Below are 18,554 nucleotides of genomic sequence, written 5' to 3' on the forward strand. Positions count from 1 at the left end.
CCGCTTCAAGCTTGAACTCGTTCGAATAAGAATTTCGCATCGGAACATCCTCTGATATGGGCGCCATCATAGCGCCCAATCAAAGTGTCCAAAATCATTAGGCCAGTTCAGCCCGGCTCCTACAGGGATCTGCGCAGGGCACTGCCTTTTCTGTTGGAGCAGGCTTGCCTGCGATGGCGTCGGCGGGGTGTCAGTAGATGCGCGGCGCCTGAATCGCGGGCAAGCCCGGCTCCTACAAAGATCTGCGAAGGGCACTGCCTTTTCTGTTGGAGCTGGCTTGCCTGCGATTGCGTCAGCGCGGTGTCAGTACGTGCGCGGCGCCTGCATCGCGGGCAAGCCCGGCTCCTACAGGGATACGCGCAGGGCACTGCCTTTTCTGTTGGAGCAGGCTTGCCTGCGATGGCGTCGGCGGGGTGTCAGTGAATACGTGGCGCCTGCATCGTTGGCAAGCCAACTCTCACAGGAGTGAGAGCAGGCTTGCCTGCGAAAAACCTAACCTACCGAACACGAATCTTGGGATCACCCGCACCCCGTCGCAGGTTCGCCAGAAACCCTTCCAGCGGTGCCGGTTCGGCAATGTGTGGCAATGCGTCTTTATCCGGGCGCTGTGCCCAGAACGCATTCCACGACGGGAACAACTCGTGAAAACTCCCCGCGTAAGGCTCACGCCCCGGCCAGCGCATTTTCAAGCCACCAATCGGTGGTTTGTTCAAGTCGGTGGCATACCAGTAACACGGTAAACGCCGACGGAAGCACCAGCGGCCGTCGATACGCTCATAGTCATCCCAATACAGCATCTGCATGATGACCCACTCCGGGCCGGTCTCATGCTCGTTCTTGGAGTAGACCACGCCAGTGGCATGGTCCGGATCGCTGAACTCGATGATGTGCTGCCCTAGGTGATGAGACGTGCCGTGAAACTGTTTGCGCATGGTTTCGTCCAACCAGGCCTTGAGGTGCGCGCGCCCGCTCTTGTCACGACCAACCCGAACATCCGGGGCGAAGCAGTTGGCCATGGCGTCCATGTCGCGCATGTCCAACGCCAACGCGTACTTGCCGGCCAGTTGGCGAATGGCATCCAGCGATTCAAGGCGGTCGATCCGTTCAAGCAGTGAGGTCGAATCCATGTTCATCAATCCAGCACCGTGTACAGGTCGGAACTACGCCCGCCGTCCACTGCCAGGCTCGCGCCGGTGATGTAGGACGCCTCATCGCTGGCCAGGAAGAGAATGGCGTTGGCCAGTTCCACCGGCAGGCCGACACGTTTCATGGGGATGACTTTTTCGGTGTTGCTGCGGGTTTTGTCGTCGCTGAGCATGCCGGCGGTCGCTGGGGTATCGACCACGCCCGGGATGATCACGTTGCAGCGGATGTTGTTGGGTGCGCCTTCACTGGCAGCGGCACGGCTGAAGTTGATCACCGCCGCTTTGGCCGCTGAGTAGCCCGCCATCCAGGCGGTACCGAACAGGCCACAGATGGAGGCAATGTTGACGATGGCACCACCGCCCTGCGCCTTCATCAATTGCATGGCAGTACGGGTACCCCAGAACGTGCCGTCCACGGTGGTGGCGAAGTTAGCGTGCCAGTCTGCCGTAGACATGGTGTCGATGCCGCCCCAGGTGTAGGCCATCGCGTTGTTGACCAGGATATCCAGACGACCATGACTTTGCGCTGCAGCTTCAAGCGCGCCGACATAGGCCTGCTCATCACTCACATCCGCAACGGCGATTTCAGCGCGCCCACCCAGCCCGAGGATCTTCTCCTGGACGCCTTGCAACGGTTCGGCACGTCGGCCACACAACACCACGGTGGCGCCCTCCTCGGCGAACCGCAACGCAGTGGCTTCACCGATACCGGAACCTGCGCCGGTGACAAAGGCAATTTTTCCTTCCAGACGCTTGCTCATAGGTCATTCCTCTCTCAGATAAAGGCCATGCCGCCGTTGACCGCAATGTTCTGCCCTGTCATGAAGCTGGCGTCTTCGCTGGCCAGGAATACCGCGACACGGGCGATTTCGTCGGTTTCGCACATGCGTCCCAACGGTACGTTCTTGAGCAGCGCCTGCATGTGTTCGTCGGGAATGCCGGCCATCATCGGCGTGTTGGTCGGGCCGGGGACCAAGGTGTTGACGCGAATGCCACTGGCAGCAAGGTCGCGGGCGATCGAGCGGGTCAGGCCCATGACGCCGGCTTTCGACGCGCAGTAGTGGCTAGGCCCTTCACCGGTCAGCGCGGCCGTACTGGAGAGGTTGATGATGGCGCCCTTGCGAGCCCCCTTGACCATCAACCTGGCACCTTCGCGGCAGCACAGGAAGGTCCCGCCCAGGTTGACATTGATCACCCGCGCCCAGCTTTCGTCCGGCGTGTCGAGGAAGCTGTCGAGGGCACCGACGCCGGCATTGTTGACGAGGATGTCGAGGCCACCAAAGTGTTGCTCGGTCTGCCCCATGGCATCGGCAACCGATCCACTGTCAGCAACGTTGCAGGCCAGGGCCAGCACACTGTCACCAAGGTCTGCGAGACTTTCGGCCAAGGCTGGCAGGTTGAGATCGACCGCCACCACCTTCGCCCCTTCGGCGACGAACCGACGCACGATGGCCTGGCCCATACCTTGTCCCGCGCCTGTTACGAAGGCCACTTTATTCAGCAACTTCATTGCGTTCTCCTGGATTGACGTGCATCGCAACCCGCTGCAGGTGCAGCGAGCCAGTCACCTGCATGATTAGCTGCCACCCTGATACGAACATCGTCCGATAGGACTACCGGCACGCCGACCGGCGTGGTCTGAACGGACGATGCCATCAGGACCACGGCAGCCCAGGATCTGTTCTGCGCAAACCGGGCCGGGCATGAGCATCCCCTTCAGGCATCAATGCGGCCCGGCCGGTAAGCGCCTCATGAACCCGCAGACTCTGGAGAACCCCCATGAATCAAGCCGTAGACCTGCCATTGCCTACAGGCCATTACGCGACCCTGCCCAACGGCCTGCGCCTGCACTACCTGGACGAAGGCAGCGGACCGGTGGTGCTGTGGCTGCATGGCAGCGGACCGGGCGCCAGTGGTTTCAGCAATTTCAAAGGTAACTACCCGGCATTCGTCGAGGCCGGTTACCGCAACATCCTGCTGGACTTGCCGGGTTTCGGGCGTTCGGACAAACCCGACGATGTGCAGTACAACCTGGACTTCTTCGTCGACTGTGTGGGCACTTTCCTGACGAAAATCGGCGTAGAACGCTGCACGATGCTGGGCAACTCCCTGGGGGGCGCGATTGCCCTGGGGCTGGCACTGCGTTATCCATCACTGGCAGAGCGCCTGATTCTGCTGGCACCCGGTGGCGTCGAAGAACGCGAGACCTACTTCCAGATGCAAGGCATCGTGCGCATGGTCAACCTGTTCAACGCAGGCCCCATAGGCCTGGAAGAAATGCGCAGCATGATGCGCCTGCAACTGTTCGATGACTCGATCCTGCCAGAGAGCCTGCTGCTGGAACGCGTAGCGGTTGCGGTGACGCAACCGAAGAACCTGTTCAGCACCATGATGGTGCCCAACATGGAAGCCCGCCTGGGCGAGATCACGTGCCCGATCCTGGGCTTCTGGGGCAGCAACGACAACTTCAACCCGGTCAGCGGTGCCCAGCGCATTATCGACGGTGCCGAAAACGCCCGCTTCATTGTGCTCAACCGCTGCGGGCATTGGGTGCAGGTCGAACATCCCGAGCTGTTCAACCGCAGCTGCATCGACTTCCTGCAGCACGGCTGAGCCTGGGAACAGAGGCTACACGCGCTGTAGCCTCACCCATACGCACCCAGGATGCGCTGACCTACAAGGGCTCGCGCATCCTGGCGGTGCCTGGGTAGAACAAGCTGCCCTACTGGGCCGCTGCCGGTTGCCGGTTCAGCTCGGCGTCGCCGGGCTTGCCCAGTACACACGACGTACCGCCTGGCGTGTACATCATGGCCACGCAGCGGTTGCAGGCGGTGCAGATCGAGTTCTTGCTCGCCCCGCTGGCCAGTTTGTTGACGTAGTCTTGCTCTGCCAACAACACCCGCCCCATGGCGATCAGGTCAAAGCCCTCGGCCATGATCCGCTCGATGCTGTTGAGGCTCTTCGCGCCGCCCAGATAGGCCAGCGGCATCTTCACCGCGGCACGCACCTTGCGAGCATGCTCAAGCAGGTAAAGCTCTCGAAACTCCACCTTGGGATCGGTCAGTCGCTGAATGGCCATCGCCAGGGCGATTACCGGGTTTTTCTGCTGGACGCGATTCTCCTTGGGAAACGAGGAGCCAAACATGGTGGTAATCGACTCGGCGTTCATGCCGGCACTGAGCACCAGCAGGTGCGCGCCCTCCTGTTCCAGCATGCGGGCAATCTGGGCACCATCCTCGGCACTGTTACCGCTGCGTACGCCTTCGGTAATGCTGTACTTGCAAATCACGGCCATGTCCCGGCCAACCGCATCGAGTACCGCACGCAGCACACGACGCGGAAAACGCAGACGGTTTTCCAGGCTGCCGCCATATTGGTCACGACGCTTGTTGTACAGCGGCGAAATGAACTGGCTGAGCAGGTAGCCGTGCCCCATGTGAATTTCCACAGCGTCGAATCCGGCCTGCCGGGCCAGCCGCGCCCCGCGAGCGAAATCCTGCACAACCTGATGCATATCGCCCTCATTCATCGCCTGTTTGAGGAACATGCCGCTCATCATGCCGATCTTGTTGAAACCGCCACTGGCGGACAGCGGACGCGGGGTGGAGCGTTCACGAATAAAGGTAAAACAGCCTCCGTGGGTGATCTGCGCACTGGCCAGCCCACCTTCGCGGTGTACCGCATCGGTCAACGCCTTGAAGTGCGGCAGGCTCTCAGGCGCCAGGATCAGTTGGTTGGGCAGCGTGCGACCATCGCGGCTCACGGCACAATAGGCCACGGTGGTCAGCGCTGTGCCACCATTGGCCAGGGCGGCATGCAGTTTGACCAATTGCTTGGAGGGCACGCCCTGGGCACTCATGCCCTCATTGGTCGCCGCCTTGATGAATCGGTTTTTTAACGTCAGCGGGCCAATGGTAATGGGGCTGAACGGTGACGGTGTCGGATGAAGGTTCATGGCAGACCCTTTTTTGGCAGCAGATTATCGGAGAATACCGGCCACGCCTGCCTGGGCGCAGGGCATGGCCGGTAGAGCATCAGAAGGTGTACTTGGCGTTGAACGACAGGTAGTCGCGGTCAGCCAACAGGCGCCCTTGGGCGACATCCGGCGAACTCAGGTAAGCGACATAGGTCAGGCCCACCTGGAAGTTGCCCAGGTACTTGAAGTCGCCGCCAACGGTGAGGCGCTTTTCATCGCGGCCCAGGCCCTGGTAGGCACTGCCGTCGACGTTCTGCGTCCAGACCACCTTGGTGGTCAGGTCCAGGCCATCGCTGATTGCCGGGTAATCCATGTAGGCCCCCACGCCAAGCAGGGTCGAACCGCGGGTCTGGGTGTTGGACTCAAACTGGTTGAATGTCCCGTCGATACCAGGACCGCCACCGCTGACCACCAACGTGTCGACCCCTTCGATACGCTGATGCACCACTTCGCCGAGGAAGGTGGTCTGCTGGGCCAGGAAGCTTGGGCCCAGGATGTAGGTAGCGTTGAGGTTGGCCTGCCAGAGCTGCCCGGTCGTCGGTGCACCATTGTTCAGATAAACCGAGGCGCCATCGCGGTAACTCAAGTCACCGGCATACTGTACCGAGTCGCCGATCTTGGAACTGAAGCTGATCCCCGTCAGCTCGACGTCCTCGAAATAGCCCAACCGGTAGGCCGGCGCAACCGCCGTGTTCGAGCGCTCGCCGATGCTCTTGAGCGAGGAGTACTGGGTATTGCCGCTGAAGTCGAAAAAGATCGACCCGACCCGCTCGTGGTAGCGGTAATGGAACAGCCCCACTTCGGTGTTTTCGGTGAGCCGGTAGCGCGCGCCAAGGCCCCACTGGCCACTGTCGCGGGCATCGACTTCACCGGCATAGTTGACGCCGGTAAAGGTCTTGTCCGGCAGGCTGTTGATCACCCCCGCGTTGAGCCGGAAGAACTCGGCGCCCGGGCCGAAGTAATCGCTGCCGAAGTAGTCACCCACCGGGTTGAGCTGGGTCTTCTCCCACTCGTACTGATAGTAGCCGACCAGTGCCAGGTCTTCGTTGAGCGACCAGGACGCGGACACCTGCCCCACCGGCAGGTAGGAGTCCTTGGCTTCGGTGCCTGGCACGTTGAACTTGGTGGCGTCCACCGGCGCCTGCCCCTGGCTGATGTTCGGCCAGAACAGGCTTTCACCCCAGGCCACCAGGTGGCGACCGGCCTTGACCGACAGGTACTGGCTGTCGGCGACATCGAAGTTGCCGTAGACATAGGCATCAAGCAGGCGCGCCTTGCTTCCGCTCAGGCGACGGGTGTCTTCGCTGAAGCCGTTGGCCCGACCGATCTTGTTCACGGTGTCCGGCGAATCGTTGTCGTTGCGCTCGTGGTAGACGTCATCGTAGAAATGACTGCCGCGCAGCACTGCGCCGAGATTGTCGTGCTTGAGCAGCAGCTCACCAAACAGGCTGACCCGGTTGTTGATCATCGAGCCACGGTCGAAGTTGCGCGTACCGTCGTCGTTGTTCAGGTCGTTGAGGTATTGCTGGGCAGGCTTGGCGGTACGCACCGACGCGGTGTAGTTGACGGTCAGCGACGAGTCCAGCGTGGTGTTTTCGCCCAACTCGATGGTGGGCCCGGCGCTGGCGGTACCGCTGGCCAGCGCAACGGCCACGGCCAGCAGGCAGTGCCGGCGAGTACCGTTAGCCGCGTTGAGCGCCGCAGGGTTCAACGTAGACATGCTCCTCTCCTTTCTTGTTGTTTTCCGGTTTGCTGGCCCAGTCTGGAAAACTGCCTGGGTCTGTGCATCGTCCGTTTGGTTATGTCGGCCTGTTGCCCTTCAGCCTGGATTGATCGCAGCGCGCAGTTCGTTCTTGGCAACCTTGTTCGAGGGGTTGAGTGGCAGCGCATCGAAGAAGCGCACCAGACGGGGTACCTTGTAGTTGGCCATCCGTTCACGGCTCCAACTGATCAACGCGCTTTCGTCCAGCGTCTGGCCTTCACGCAACACCACACAGGCACACCCCACTTCACCCATGCGCGCGTCCGCAACGCCGATGACGGCAACCTGGGCAATGGCCGGGTGGGCGATCAATGCGGCTTCGATTTCCGCCGGGTAGCAGTTGAAGCCACCCACGATGTACATGTCTTTCAGGCGGTCGGTGATGATCAGGTTGCCCGCTTCATCCAGGCGTCCGACGTCGCCGGTGTGCAGCCACCCGTCAGCATCGATGGCTTCGGCGGTGGCCTCGGGGTTCTCGAAATAGCCTTGCATGACATGAAAGCCGCGCAAGCAGATTTCGCCGGTTTCGCCATTGGCCAAGGCCTGGTTGTGCGGGTCGCGGATGCTGACTTCGGTACCGGCAATCGGCCGCCCGCTGGTGCCGGCGATCACCTGGGCCGAATCCTGCGGGTCGCACAGGGTCGCCAGGCCGCCGCATTCGGTCAGCCCATAGGCGGTAGTCACCACGCTGAAACCCAGCTCGTTGCGCATGCGCTCGATCAGGCTCGGCGGGATACTGGCCGAGCCGGTTACGGCAATCCGCAAGCTGGACAGGTCGGTTTCGGCCAAGCGTGGGTGGGCCAGCAGTGAGAGGTAAAGGGTCGGGGCACCGGGCAAGACGCTGATGCGCTCATTGGCAATACGCTGGAACACCGCATCAGCATCGAACACCGCATGCGGCAGGATGGTTGCCCCGGCAATCAGGCAGGTCAACCAACCGGCCTTGTAGCCAAAGGCATGAAAGAACGGGTTGACGATCAGGTAGCGGTCACCCGGCACCAGGCCAATCACCTTGACGTACTCGCTGAACGCCCGCAGGTTCTGCCCATGGCCGCTCATTACGCCCTTGGGTTTGCCCGTGGTGCCCGAGGTGAAGAGCAGATCGCACATCGCCTGCGGCTCAATGGCCAGCGCACGACGTCGCGCCGCCTCGGTGTCGTAGGTGGCAGCCCCCAGCAGAAACTGCTGGAAGCTCAGATCGCCCGGGCGCGGCGGCGTGTCACTGGCCAACACCACCAGATGCTCAAGGCTGGCGGGGCGATGGGGCTCAAGCATCGCCGGGTAATCGACGTCGAGAAAACGCTGCTGGACGAACAGCACCCGGCAGCCGCTGCGCGCCAGTACATCGGCCGCCTCGGTGCCTTTCATGCGGGTGTTGATCGGCACCAGCACCGCACCGGCACAGTGGATACCCAGCGCCGCCAGGATCCAGTCCCGGCTGTTCGGTGCCCATATGCCAACCCGGTCACCGGCCTGGATGCCCAGCGCCATCAGGCCACGGGTGATGGTCAGCGCCTGATTGGGCAGTTCGGCGTAGTCCGTGCACTGGCCATTCTCTTCAATGGCGGTATGCCCAGCGAACCGCTCGGCGCTGGAGAACAGTAATTGGGCAATGGTGGTCGGCGCGTCGAGCACCGGCGGGGAACACTTCAGGCTCTGATTCATCGTAGGCTCGGTCATCTGCATCATTCGGGAAAGCGGATACGCAGGTGCGCGCTGGTCGGCACGGCCTGGCAGGCAAGGATCCAGCCCTCGGCCAACTCGTTGTCATCCAGGGCATCGTTGTGCAGCAGTTCGACGTCGCCGCTTTCCAGGGTGCACATGCACGAGGCGCAGCCACCGACACGGCACGCACTCGGCGGGTTCAGGCCGGCGCGTTGCATCGCTGCCAGCAGGGTTTCGCCGCTGTCGCAGGCCAGGTTGTGCTCCTCACCGTCCAGGCGAACGGCAAGTTGCGCGGCCACGGCAGCCTCGCTGCTGGTGACCACTGGCAGCTCACCCTCGCCCGGCAACGACACGAAGCGTTCTACATGCACCCTGGCATCGGGCATGCCCAGGCTTTTCAGGGCGCTGACCGCAGCGTCCATGAACGGGCCTGGGCCGCAGATGAACGCCTGCGCATCAATGAACGGCCGGGCCAGTTCGGCCAGTTGCCCGACCGCCGGAATGCCCTGTACCGAATCCAGCCAATGGACGATTTGCAGGCGCTGTGGATGAGCACTGGCCAGAAACCTGAGCTCATCGCGAAAAATCACCGAGCCCTCGTCACGGTTCGCATAAATCAGCAGGATCCGCCCCTGCCCCGCCAGTAATGCCGAACGCAGAATTGACAACACCGGTGTGACGCCGCTACCGCCACCAAAGAGCAACAGGTCGCTGTCAAGGTTACGCGGCACGAACACGCCTGCTGGTGGCAGCACCTGCAAGGTCTGCCCCTCCTGCAGCTCGGTGCAGAGCCAGTTCGAGGCGCGGCCCTCATGCACGCGCTTGACCGTCACACGCAACGGCTCATCCAGCATCGGCGTACTGGACAATGAGTAACAGCGGGGCAACCAGCCATCTTCAAACGGGACACGCAGCGTCAGGAATTGACCGGGGCGATAACGAAAGCGTTCGGCCAGGTGCTCGGGTACGTCGAACACCAGAGAGCGCGCGTCGGCCGTTTCCTCGATCACCCGCGCCACGCGCAGGGCAAGATAATCATTCATAGGTCAGGTACTCATTAACACCCGCCTGCGAGAGACAGGCGGGTGTAGACGCGATGGCGTTAGAACGGCCGGGCAGCCTCAGACGTACGGGTCCGGGTTGGGCAAGCCCAATTGCACCGCACCGAAGGCGCGACCGTAGGCCATGAAGTTGTTGGCGATGTGCCCACGGGCCTGGTGCAGGTCACGGAACAGCCGGGCAACCGGGTTGGTGTTGTACAGACCGGACGCCGCCATGCTGCGCAGCAGGTCATTCACCTTGTCGGCACAGACGTTGGTCACGTAGGCGGACTGGTAGCGATACAACAAGCGGGTTTCGGTGTCCGGGTATTCGCCGGCCCTGGCCAGGCTCATGAGGTGCTCGTAGTTGCGCTCCAGCACCAGCTTCAGGCTGTCGACGGTAATCGTCGCTTCAGCCACCGCGGTTTGCGCCACGGGGTCATCCGCCGTGCGTGCACCATGCTTGCCGATGTGCTTGGCGGCATTGGCGCGGAACTCATTGATCGCCCCTTGCAGCGCGCCGATGGCCGAGGTCGAGACCGCTCGGGAGAACACCTGGGCAAACGGAATCGCATAGATCGGGTTGGTGTTGACCTGACGCCCTGGCGTGGCCTCGATGGTGCAGTTGTTGGTGCGCTGAACCCGGTGCGCCGGCACAAACACATCCTCGACCAGAATGTCGTGGCTGCCGGTACCGCGCAGCCCGAGTACATCCCAGTTGCGCTGAATGCGGTAGTCGCTACGTGGCAGCAGGAAGGTGCCGTGCTCCGCCGCAACATCACCCTCGGCGGGCAGGATGCCACCCAGCAGCACCCACTGGCAGTGCTCGCTGCCACTGGAGAAGCTCCACTGACCGCTGATGCGATAACCGCCCTCGACCACTGTCACCTTGGCCGACGGCATATAGGTCGAGGAAATCAGGGCCTCATGATCGTTGCCCCAGACCTCACGCTGGGCTTCGACAGGGTAGCGGGCCAACTGCCACGGGTGGACCCCCATCACACCGTAGATCCAGGCCGTGGACATGCAGCCTTCGGCAAGAATCATCTGGATTTCAAAGAAGGTTCGCGGGTCGACTTCATAGCCACCGAACGCACGTGGCTGCAAGGCTCGCAGCAGCCCGGCCGATTGCAATTCGGCAATGCTTTCTTCTGGGACCTTCAAGTCGCGGTCAGCCTGTGCCGTACGCTCCTTGAGTGCCGGCACAAGGCGCCGCGCACGTTCGATCAGTTCGATTTCGTCCTGGGTCCTTTCTCGCATGCTTTGCATCACTCAATTCTCCCAATCTCGCTGCGCCGGTGCGCGAGCCGTGATTGATCATCGGGGCGAGTGACAGATCGTTCATCGTCAAAGCGGACTAGGACACCCGCTGCCGCAAAGGGCGCAGGTCACTTGCGTTAGTCCATTGAGACGATGCAGCCGCGAGTCAGTCTCGGGATATTCGATACATTGAAAACCGGTTCAACCCAACCCCTACCTTGAGGAAGGACAGCCCATGAGTATCCTGCAGCGTTTCCATCTGGACGGTAGCGTCGCCATCGTCACCGGCAGTGGCCGAGGCATTGGCCGCGCCATCGCGCTGGCCTATGCCGAAGCGGGTGCCGATGTCGTCTGCTCCGCGCGCTCGCTCGAGGATGTGCAACGCGTTGCCGAAGAAGTGCGCGCCTTGGGCCGACGCGCCCTGGCCATCGCCTGCGATGTCAACGACAGCGAGCAGCGCAAGGCGCTGGTCAGCCAGAGCCATGAGCAGATGGGGCGCATCACTCATCTGGTAAACAACGTCGGTGGCGGCGGTCCCAACGATCCACTGAGCATGAGCCCGGAACAGTTCGACGAGATCCTGCGTTTCAACGTGTCCACCGCCTACGCCTTCTGCCAACTGTGCGTGCCACTGATGCGTGAGGCCGGTGGCGGCAACATCGTCAACATCAGTTCGGTAGCCGCCCGCTACTCACAGCGGCACTTCAGCGCGTACGGCGCCGCCAAGGCCGCCCTGAGCCACTTGACCCGCTTGCTGGCACAGGATTTTGCCCCGCTGGTGCGGGTCAATGCCGTCGCGCCCGGCCCCACCCTGACCGAAGCGCTGAACGGCGTGATGCCGGCGGCCATGCGTCAGACCATGGAAGCCAATACCCCGCTCAAATGCCTGGGCAGCCCGGAAGATATCGCCGCCGCGGCCTTGTACCTGGCCAGCCCCGCCTCGGCCTGGGTCAGCGGAAAAATCATCGATGTCGATGGCGGCGCGGACTCCACGGTCTGGCCCGGCTGAACATCGCCCTTTTTGGCCGGCGCCCTGAGCCCGTTGGGCCCGGCCCTTTTATTTCCTTCACACAGAGCACCCCGTCATGGACGCCCACTTGATCAACGCACTCGGTGACGAACTGTTCAACGCCCTGCGCACACGCCAGACGCTCGCCCCCCTGACCCGCCGCTACCCGCACATCACCCTTGAGCAGGCCTACCGGATTTCCCTGCATTTTTTGCAACGCCGCGAAGCCCTCGGTGAGCGTGTCATCGGTAAGAAAATCGGTGTCACCAGCCGCGCGGTACAAGAAATGCTCGATGTCCACCAACCGGACTTCGGCTTCCTCACCGATGCCATGCAGGTCGACGACGGCAGCGATATCAGCCTGGCCCGCTACAACCTGATTCAGCCACGTGCCGAAGGCGAAATCGCCTTTATTCTCGGCGAAGACCTCCACGGCCCGGGAATCAGCGCCGAAGACGTGCTGGCGGCAAGCCAATACGTGGTGCCGTGCTTCGAGATTGTCGACTCGCGTATCGACAACTGGCAGATCCGTATTCAGGACACCGTGGCCGACAACGCCTCCTGCGGCGTGTTCGCCCTCGGCCCACAGCGCATCGACCCTCGCGGGCTGGACCTGGCCCGGGTCGAAATGCAGCTGTCCAAGAACGGTCAACCGGCGGGCAGCGGCCTGGGTTCGGCGGTGCAGGGCCATCCGTGTGCGGCGGTGGCCTGGCTGGCCAACACCCTGGGTGAGCTCGGCATCCCGTTTCGCCGGGGCGAAATCATCCTTTCGGGAGCATTGGCACCGCTCGTTCCGGTTGTGGCGGGCGACCGCATCAGCCTTTCCATGAGCGGCCTGGGCCAGACCAGCCTGCGCTTCGTGCCCTGAGTGAACCTTACGCAATCCCTCCCCTGGAGCCATAGACAATGAGCAAGAAGATCAAATGCGCGCTGATCGGGCCGGGCAACATCGGCACCGACCTGCTGTACAAACTGATGCGCAGCGAGGTGCTTGAGCCGGTCTGGATGGTCGGTATCGATGCCACCTCAGAGGGCCTCGCACGGGCACGTGAGCTGGGCCTGAAAACCACCGCCGACGGTGTCGACGGCTTGTTGCCCCACGTTATCGAAGACCAGGTACAGATCGCCTTCGACGCCACATCCGCCTATGTTCACGAGCAGAACTCACGCAAGCTCAATGCGCTGGGGGTGTTGATGATCGACCTGACCCCTGCTGCCATCGGCCCCTACTGCGTACCACCGGTCAACCTCAAGACCAACCTCGGCCTGGGCGTGATGAACGTCAACATGGTCACCTGCGGCGGCCAGGCCACCATTCCGCTGGTCGCGGCAGTATCCAGCGTGCAGCCGGTGGAATACGCCGAAATCATCGCAACCGCGGCCTCCAAATCGGTCGGCCCGGGTACGCGCAAGAACATCGACGAGTTCACCCGCACCACATCCAGCGCGGTCGAACAGGTCGGCGGTGCGAAAAAGGGCAAGGCGATCATCATCATCAACCCCGCCGAGCCACCGCTGATCATGCGCGACACCGTGCATTGCCTGACCGAAACGGAACCCGACCAGGCGGCCATCACCGCCGCTATCGAGGCAATGATCCTGCAGGTGCAGCGCTATGTCCCCGGCTACAAGTTGGTAAATGGCCCGGTGTTCGAGGGCAACCGCGTCTCGGTGTTCATGGAAGTCGAAGGCCTGGGCGACTACCTGCCCAAGTACGCCGGCAACCTCGACATCATGACCGCCGCCGCTGCGCGTACCGCCGAAATGTTCGCCGAAGAAATCCTCAAGGGCGAACTGGTCCTGCACGCCACCCACGCACAACCCGCCCTTGCCTGAGGAATCGACCATGGATCTTCGCGGTAAACACATCACCGTTCATGACATGTGCCTGCGCGATGGCATGCACCCCAAGCGTCATCAGATCAGCCTGCAACAGATGAAAGACATCGCCTGCGGCCTGGATGCGGCTGGCGTCCCGCTGATCGAAGTCACCCACGGCGACGGCCTGGGCGGCAGCTCGGTCAACTACGGCTTTCCCGCGCACAGCGACGAGGCCTACCTGTCGGCCGTCATCCCGCTGATGAAGCGGGCCAAGGTCTCGGCCCTGCTGCTGCCGGGGATCGGCACCGTCGACCACCTTAAGATGGCCCATGAGCTGGGCGTCAACACCATTCGCGTGGCCACCCACTGCACTGAAGCAGACGTCAGCGAGCAGCATATTTCCCACGCCCGCAGCCTGGGCATGGACACGGTCGGTTTCCTGATGATGGCCCACATGAACAGCCCGGAAGGCCTGGTCAAGCAGGGCAAGCTGATGGAAAGCTACGGCGCCAACTGCATCTACCTGACCGACTCGGCAGGCTACTTGCTGCCCCATGACGTCAGCGCCCGGGTGGCGGCAATGCGTGCGGCACTGAAACCGGAAACCGAGATCGGCTTCCATGGCCACCACAACCTGTCGATGGGCGTATCCAACTCGATCGCCGCCATCGCCGCCGGGGCCACCCGCATTGACGCCGCCTGTGCCGGCCTCGGCGCAGGCGCCGGCAATACACCCATGGAAGTACTGGTCGCGGTCTGCGACCGCATGGGCATCGAGACGGGTGTCAGTGTGTTCGGCATCCAGGACGTGGCCGAAGACCTGGTCGTGCCCATCATGGACTTCCCGATCCGCAGCGACCGCGATGCACTGACCATGGGCTATGCCGGGGTCTATGGCTCGTTCCTGCTGTTTGCCAAGCGGGCCGAGAAGAAGTACGGCGTCTCGGCGCGGGAAATCCTCGTCGAAATGGGCCGTCGCGGCATGGTGGGTGGCCAGGAGGACATGATCGAGGACACCGCCATGACCCTCGCCCGGCAACGCCGCCAGGCCTGAGCCACTGGGTATCGGCTGATCCTGCCCCTGCGTTATTGGCGACCTGAGTCGCCAATAACTTCACATCAAGGTGTCAATACATCAAGCGTTCAACGCCAGTCGGCAACGATGCCATGCTCCAGTGCAAACGGCTGCGCAGCGATGGTTCGACGCTGGTAACGAGGCGCCTGTTCTGCCGTCGCCAACCAGAGCATCACCTCGGCAGGAACCTGCGGCGGCGCACTGCCGGCACGCAAGGCGATCACGCCCTTGTCACCAATGGTCGCCTTGAGTGCGTCGGTCGTCACCACACCCGGGTTTAGGGTGTAAGCACACACACCGGCTTCCCCCAGCTCTACCGAGAGGATCCCAGAAAGGCGCGATACCGCCGCCTTGCCGGCCCCATAGGCGTACCCCCAACCGCCCTTGCCCGCCGCCACGGGCGGGTCACTCTCGCCGGCCCCGGAGGTGACGTTGATCACCACGCCAGTGCCCTGCTCGGCCATGTGCTCGACCACTGCCCGGGTCAACAGGAACGGCGTCAGGATGTAGCCCTTGTACATCCGCTCCAGCGTTTCCGGCTGCAGGCTCATGAAGCCCGCATTAAGGTCACTGCCCTGGTAGATCGCGTTGTTGATCAGTACATCGATCCGCCCATACTCGGCCAGCACCGCCTCACAGGCGCCGATGGCCGAGGCACTGTCGAGCAGGTCCATGGGCACGACCAGTACCCGCCGTCCCAGTGCCCGGATCGCTTCGGCGGTGCCGTTGAGGCTGCCGGGAAGCGGCGCGCCTGCAGCGTCGCGCAGGGCGTGCGGGTGCTGCTCACCTTCGTCGAGTGTGCGCGCACTGATCGCCAGGTCGAAGCCGGCCCGCGCGAAGGCCAATGCCGCTTCGCGACCGATGCCACGGCTGGCGCCGGTAATGAATGCCACCTTGCTCATGGGGAGTCCTTTTAGAAACGCTGCGGGCGAACCATGGCGTCCATGCCGCCATCGATGAACACCACGCTGCCATGGATGAACGCGGCTTGCCTGGACTGCAGGAACGCCACCAGTGCGGCAATTTCCTGCGGATGCCCGGCTCGGCCCAAGGGCGCAACGAACTCCCGTACCGCCTTGCCGAAACGTGCATCGTCGAGCGATGCCTGATGCAGCGGGGTTTCCACCGCCCCCGGTGCCACCACGTTCAAGCGAATACCCTTGCTCGCCCAACTGGATGAAGTACGCCGGGCATGGTGGGTGATTGCATACTTGGAGCAGGCATAGGCCACATGGGGCTGACCAAGGGCATTGGCCAGTTCCAGCGCATTGGCTTCATCTCCAGCGAGCATCGCCTCGGTCATCGCCTGCTGATCGGCACCGGTCTGGGTCGCGGCCACCGAGCCGATCACCAACGCAGCCGGGCTATCACCCTTGGCCAAAGCCCCGGCCAAGCCACTTAGCAACTGGCTGACGCCGAAGTAGTTGACCGCCAGGATCAACCCGCAGGACGGGGCCGTTACCCCGACACCCGCACAACAGACCAGACCGTCGAGTACCCCGTCGCTGAGCTCGAGTACCTGGGCAATCGCGGCCTCGCGGCCTTGGGGCGTTGAAAGGTCGGCGATCACCTCGGCATTGCTGCGGTCGATTCCGATGACACGATGTCCGGCAGCGCGTAACGCAGTGCTCACCGCGGCACCGATTCCCGAAGCGCTGCCGCTGATAGCTGTAACTGGCATAGGTATTCTCCGTGATAGGTTCGGGCAGTATCGAGAGACCGACCACGAGGCTGCATCGTCTGTGCGGACTAAGGGTGTTCAGGCTCGTGGTGGCGCCGGGCGACTGCCTGCCGCCCGGAAACAGAATGGCGACTCACGCCTGACGGGCAGCTACCGCCAGCTGTGGCGGGGGAACCTTGAGTTTTTCAACAGCCTTGAGGGCGACCTTGGGCTTGCCCAGCGCCACGACACTGTTGAGCATGATGCGCACCAGTTCGGTCTGCCGGCGCACGCCGGTCTTGGAGAAAATCGAACGCAGATGGGCGCGCGCGGTGTTGCGCCGGATGTTCAGCACTTCGGCCGCTTCCTCCAGGGACAAACCGTTGGCCAACTCCATTGCCAGGGCAGTCTCGGCCCTGGTCAGGTTGAACAACTGCTTGGTCACCACTTCGCTGGCCAGCGATTTGCTCGCGGCGTCGCGGATATACACCAGCGCGGCGGGCTGGCCCTTCTCTTCCGCCCAGTCCAGCGAGGGAATCGACTCGACCACCAGGCCCAGGTTGACCAGCCCGGATGGCCGCGTAACAGACATCGCTTCGGCGCTCTTGGGGGCATCCGGGGAAAATGCAGCACGAATCAGCCGTTGCAGTTCGCGATTGTCACTTGGGTAGCTGGCCTCAAGGCGACCGCCGACCAATTTCAGCCCATCGGCGCTGGCGAGGATGTCCTGGGCGACCGGGTTGACCCGCAGCACACTGCCGCTTTCATCCAGTACCAGGGTTGCCACCGACAGCCGACTGATTGCCTGGGAATACAGCTCGCTCAACGACTCGCTGCGGTCCAGCAGGTTATGCACCTGCAACGCCCGCCGCAGGTGTGGCAGGAACACGCCGCACAACGCGCGTTCGTTGGCCGAGAAGTTGGGGGCGTGCTTGGGACGGGTAATGCGAAAGCGCAACTTGCCGCCGTCCGGTGTGGAAATATCGGCCCCCATCACGTGGTACACCCCTTGCGGGCCGCAGAACATCTTGAAGTAGGCACTGTGCTCCCATTCCGCGGACGTCATGACGTCGTCGACCGTGAACACGTAGTCCAGCGGCTGGTTGGCAAACGGGGTATTGGTCTGGGGGTAGGTCATGTAGCTGACGTCGCCAGCCCCTTCGATGTCGCCGGCGATGATCATCACACCCATGTCCGGTTGGTCCGGCACCCGCAGGATCAGTGTGACGTAGTTGGCGTCGTAGAGCGTACGGAAGCTTTTGAGGGCACGCGCCATCAACTTCGGGTCGAGGGCTCCTTCATAGACTTCACCAACCAGGCGGTCGTATTCGCTCAGGTCAAGGCCGACGCTGGCCAAAACCTCATGGGTCAAGACAGCACTTACCATAGTCTTCTCCGCGCACGGGTAAGGCACGATGACCTTCCCTTGTTATTTTTATAATTTCGGCTTGAGGGCAGCACGCCCCCTTTTTGACTACACGCAACTTGCAGGGGCCTGCAACAGGGCCCGCGCCACAGTCTCCCTGTCCACTACGTACTCCACAATAGATGTTGGCGTTTTATTTTTAGTTACTGAATGTCTAAATGCCATCACGGGCAAGCCCGCTCCAACAGAGCCCGCGCCAGCCTGTAGGAGCCGGGCTTGCCCGCGATGCCGGCACCGCGAACTCACTGGCACCACACCGATGCCATCGCGGGCAAGCCCGCTCCTACAAGAGCTTTTGCCGGCTCACTGGACCTGGGCCACGGGACTTTCCGTGGCAACCAAGCGGCGCCCACGGTTGAACCAGGCTGCCAGCGCCGGTAGCAGGAATATGGCCCCCAAGACGTTCACCAGGAACATGAAGGACAACAGCACGCCCATGTCTGCCTGAAACTTCAGCGGCGCAAACGCCCAGGTGCACACACCAATCGACATGGTCAAGGCCGTGAACACTGCAGCCGTGCCCCGTTGGCACATCGCCTCGTAGAACGCCTCGCGCAGGTTCGCACCACCGGCCATCTCGTGTTGGATACGTTCATACAGGTAGATCCCGTAATCGACACCCACCCCCACACCTAGCGCCATCACCGGCAAGGTCGCGACTTTCAGGCCAATGCCCAGGTTGCCAACCCTGCCAGCAACGCCAGCCCCCAACCCA

Annotated in this window: 17 protein-coding genes; 5 read left to right on the forward strand and 12 right to left on the reverse strand. The window is 62.5% G+C overall.

The features are described 5' to 3' along the window. Positions 1-497 precede the first annotated feature (497 nt). Genes EKA13_RS20950 through EKA13_RS20960 form a run of 3 tightly spaced genes read right to left on the reverse strand, consistent with a single transcriptional unit; the run spans position 498 to position 2,655 of the window. Complete coding sequence (locus EKA13_RS20950) at positions 498-1,133, reverse strand: nuclear transport factor 2 family protein (protein WP_425415179.1); 636 nt, start codon at positions 1,131-1,133, stop codon at positions 498-500. Beyond that, positions 1,133-1,906 carry an SDR family NAD(P)-dependent oxidoreductase gene (locus EKA13_RS20955; protein ID WP_065761207.1) on the reverse strand — a complete coding sequence of 258 codons (774 nt, stop codon included), beginning with the start codon at positions 1,904-1,906 and terminating at the stop codon, positions 1,133-1,135. Before EKA13_RS20955 ends, EKA13_RS20950 begins: the two co-directional genes overlap by 1 nt. Positions 1,907-1,920: 14 nt before the next feature. Continuing rightward, positions 1,921-2,655 (reverse strand): SDR family NAD(P)-dependent oxidoreductase, encoded by a 735-nt coding sequence (locus EKA13_RS20960; RefSeq protein WP_065761208.1) that lies wholly within the window; start codon positions 2,653-2,655, stop codon positions 1,921-1,923. Between the two features lie 269 nt (positions 2,656-2,924). Between EKA13_RS20960 and EKA13_RS20965 the strand changes: the two genes are divergently transcribed. Then, positions 2,925-3,758, forward strand: coding sequence for an alpha/beta fold hydrolase (locus tag EKA13_RS20965; protein ID WP_065761209.1), 834 nt, complete (start codon positions 2,925-2,927; stop codon positions 3,756-3,758). 109 nt (positions 3,759-3,867) lie between these two features. Here the strand turns inward: EKA13_RS20965 and EKA13_RS20970 are convergent, their stop codons facing one another. From EKA13_RS20970 to EKA13_RS20990, 5 genes are all read right to left on the reverse strand, one after another. After that, entirely contained in the window at positions 3,868-5,100 is a 1,233-nt protein-coding gene (locus EKA13_RS20970; protein WP_065761210.1) for an NADH:flavin oxidoreductase, read from the reverse strand. Between the two features lie 79 nt (positions 5,101-5,179). Continuing rightward, positions 5,180-6,841: a DUF1302 domain-containing protein gene (locus EKA13_RS20975; protein WP_065761211.1), complete on the reverse strand. Its 1,662-nt coding sequence runs from the start codon at positions 6,839-6,841 to the stop codon at positions 5,180-5,182. A gap of 99 nt (positions 6,842-6,940) precedes the next feature. Further along, positions 6,941-8,548 (reverse strand): FadD3 family acyl-CoA ligase, encoded by a 1,608-nt coding sequence (locus tag EKA13_RS20980; protein ID WP_065761223.1) that lies wholly within the window; start codon positions 8,546-8,548, stop codon positions 6,941-6,943. Positions 8,549-8,568: 20 nt separating this feature from the next. Then, positions 8,569-9,591 (reverse strand): ferredoxin--NADP reductase, encoded by a 1,023-nt coding sequence (locus EKA13_RS20985; RefSeq protein WP_065761212.1) that lies wholly within the window; start codon positions 9,589-9,591, stop codon positions 8,569-8,571. Between the two features lie 78 nt (positions 9,592-9,669). Continuing rightward, entirely contained in the window at positions 9,670-10,857 is a 1,188-nt protein-coding gene (locus EKA13_RS20990; protein WP_065761213.1) for an acyl-CoA dehydrogenase family protein, read from the reverse strand. 226 nt (positions 10,858-11,083) lie between these two features. Here EKA13_RS20990 and EKA13_RS20995 point away from each other — a divergent pair, with 226 nt between their 5' ends. The 4 genes from EKA13_RS20995 (at position 11,084) to dmpG (ending at position 14,732) form a co-directional block, all read left to right on the forward strand. Beyond that, positions 11,084-11,857, forward strand: a complete 774-nt coding sequence (locus tag EKA13_RS20995; RefSeq protein ID WP_065761214.1) for a glucose 1-dehydrogenase — start codon at positions 11,084-11,086, stop codon at positions 11,855-11,857. Positions 11,858-11,933: 76 nt separating this feature from the next. After that, a complete protein-coding gene (locus EKA13_RS21000; RefSeq protein WP_065761215.1) occupies positions 11,934-12,725 on the forward strand; it encodes a fumarylacetoacetate hydrolase family protein in 792 nt (263 codons plus the stop codon). 38 nt (positions 12,726-12,763) lie between these two features. Next, on the forward strand, positions 12,764-13,693 hold the full coding sequence (locus EKA13_RS21005; RefSeq protein WP_065761216.1) for an acetaldehyde dehydrogenase (acetylating): 930 nt from the start codon (positions 12,764-12,766) through the stop codon (positions 13,691-13,693). A gap of 10 nt (positions 13,694-13,703) precedes the next feature. After that, positions 13,704-14,732, forward strand: coding sequence for a 4-hydroxy-2-oxovalerate aldolase (gene dmpG, locus EKA13_RS21010; RefSeq protein WP_065761217.1), 1,029 nt, complete (start codon positions 13,704-13,706; stop codon positions 14,730-14,732). Between the two features lie 89 nt (positions 14,733-14,821). Here the strand turns inward: dmpG and EKA13_RS21015 are convergent, their stop codons facing one another. The 4 genes from EKA13_RS21015 to EKA13_RS21030 all read right to left on the reverse strand — a co-directional run. After that, positions 14,822-15,655 carry an SDR family NAD(P)-dependent oxidoreductase gene (locus EKA13_RS21015; protein ID WP_065761218.1) on the reverse strand — a complete coding sequence of 278 codons (834 nt, stop codon included), beginning with the start codon at positions 15,653-15,655 and terminating at the stop codon, positions 14,822-14,824. Between the two features lie 11 nt (positions 15,656-15,666). Then, positions 15,667-16,434, reverse strand: coding sequence for an SDR family oxidoreductase (locus tag EKA13_RS21020; RefSeq protein ID WP_065761219.1), 768 nt, complete (start codon positions 16,432-16,434; stop codon positions 15,667-15,669). Between the two features lie 133 nt (positions 16,435-16,567). Then, the gene (locus EKA13_RS21025) at positions 16,568-17,800 is read right to left on the reverse strand and encodes a helix-turn-helix transcriptional regulator (protein WP_065761220.1); all 1,233 of its coding nucleotides are present in this window, start codon (positions 17,798-17,800) and stop codon (positions 16,568-16,570) included. Positions 17,801-18,142: 342 nt separating this feature from the next. After that, a partial coding sequence (locus EKA13_RS21030; RefSeq protein ID WP_176717462.1) for an MMPL family transporter occupies positions 18,143-18,554 on the reverse strand: 412 nt, incomplete at its 5' end.

It is taken from the genome of Pseudomonas defluvii, from assembly GCF_001695625.1.
Lineage (GTDB): Bacteria > Pseudomonadota > Gammaproteobacteria > Pseudomonadales > Pseudomonadaceae > Aquipseudomonas > Aquipseudomonas defluvii.

Excerpts from the sequence above, each read along its gene's own strand:
- EKA13_RS20950 (WP_425415179.1), bottom strand. The coding sequence starts at position 1,133 with ATGAACATGGATTCGACCTCACTGCTTGAACGGATCGACCGCCTTGAA.
- EKA13_RS20955 (WP_065761207.1), bottom strand. The coding sequence starts at position 1,906 with ATGAGCAAGCGTCTGGAAGGAAAAATTGCCTTTGTCACCGGCGCAGGT.
- EKA13_RS20960 (WP_065761208.1), bottom strand. The coding sequence starts at position 2,655 with ATGAAGTTGCTGAATAAAGTGGCCTTCGTAACAGGCGCGGGACAAGGT.
- EKA13_RS20965 (WP_065761209.1), top strand. The coding sequence starts at position 2,925 with ATGAATCAAGCCGTAGACCTGCCATTGCCTACAGGCCATTACGCGACC.
- EKA13_RS20970 (WP_065761210.1), bottom strand. The coding sequence starts at position 5,100 with ATGAACCTTCATCCGACACCGTCACCGTTCAGCCCCATTACCATTGGC.
- EKA13_RS20975 (WP_065761211.1), bottom strand. The coding sequence starts at position 6,841 with ATGTCTACGTTGAACCCTGCGGCGCTCAACGCGGCTAACGGTACTCGC.
- EKA13_RS20980 (WP_065761223.1), bottom strand. The coding sequence starts at position 8,548 with ATGAATCAGAGCCTGAAGTGTTCCCCGCCGGTGCTCGACGCGCCGACC.
- EKA13_RS20985 (WP_065761212.1), bottom strand. The coding sequence starts at position 9,591 with ATGAATGATTATCTTGCCCTGCGCGTGGCGCGGGTGATCGAGGAAACG.
- EKA13_RS20990 (WP_065761213.1), bottom strand. The coding sequence starts at position 10,857 with ATGCAAAGCATGCGAGAAAGGACCCAGGACGAAATCGAACTGATCGAA.
- EKA13_RS20995 (WP_065761214.1), top strand. The coding sequence starts at position 11,084 with ATGAGTATCCTGCAGCGTTTCCATCTGGACGGTAGCGTCGCCATCGTC.
- EKA13_RS21000 (WP_065761215.1), top strand. The coding sequence starts at position 11,934 with ATGGACGCCCACTTGATCAACGCACTCGGTGACGAACTGTTCAACGCC.
- EKA13_RS21005 (WP_065761216.1), top strand. The coding sequence starts at position 12,764 with ATGAGCAAGAAGATCAAATGCGCGCTGATCGGGCCGGGCAACATCGGC.
- dmpG (WP_065761217.1), top strand. The coding sequence starts at position 13,704 with ATGGATCTTCGCGGTAAACACATCACCGTTCATGACATGTGCCTGCGC.
- EKA13_RS21015 (WP_065761218.1), bottom strand. The coding sequence starts at position 15,655 with ATGAGCAAGGTGGCATTCATTACCGGCGCCAGCCGTGGCATCGGTCGC.
- EKA13_RS21020 (WP_065761219.1), bottom strand. The coding sequence starts at position 16,434 with ATGCCAGTTACAGCTATCAGCGGCAGCGCTTCGGGAATCGGTGCCGCG.
- EKA13_RS21025 (WP_065761220.1), bottom strand. The coding sequence starts at position 17,800 with ATGGTAAGTGCTGTCTTGACCCATGAGGTTTTGGCCAGCGTCGGCCTT.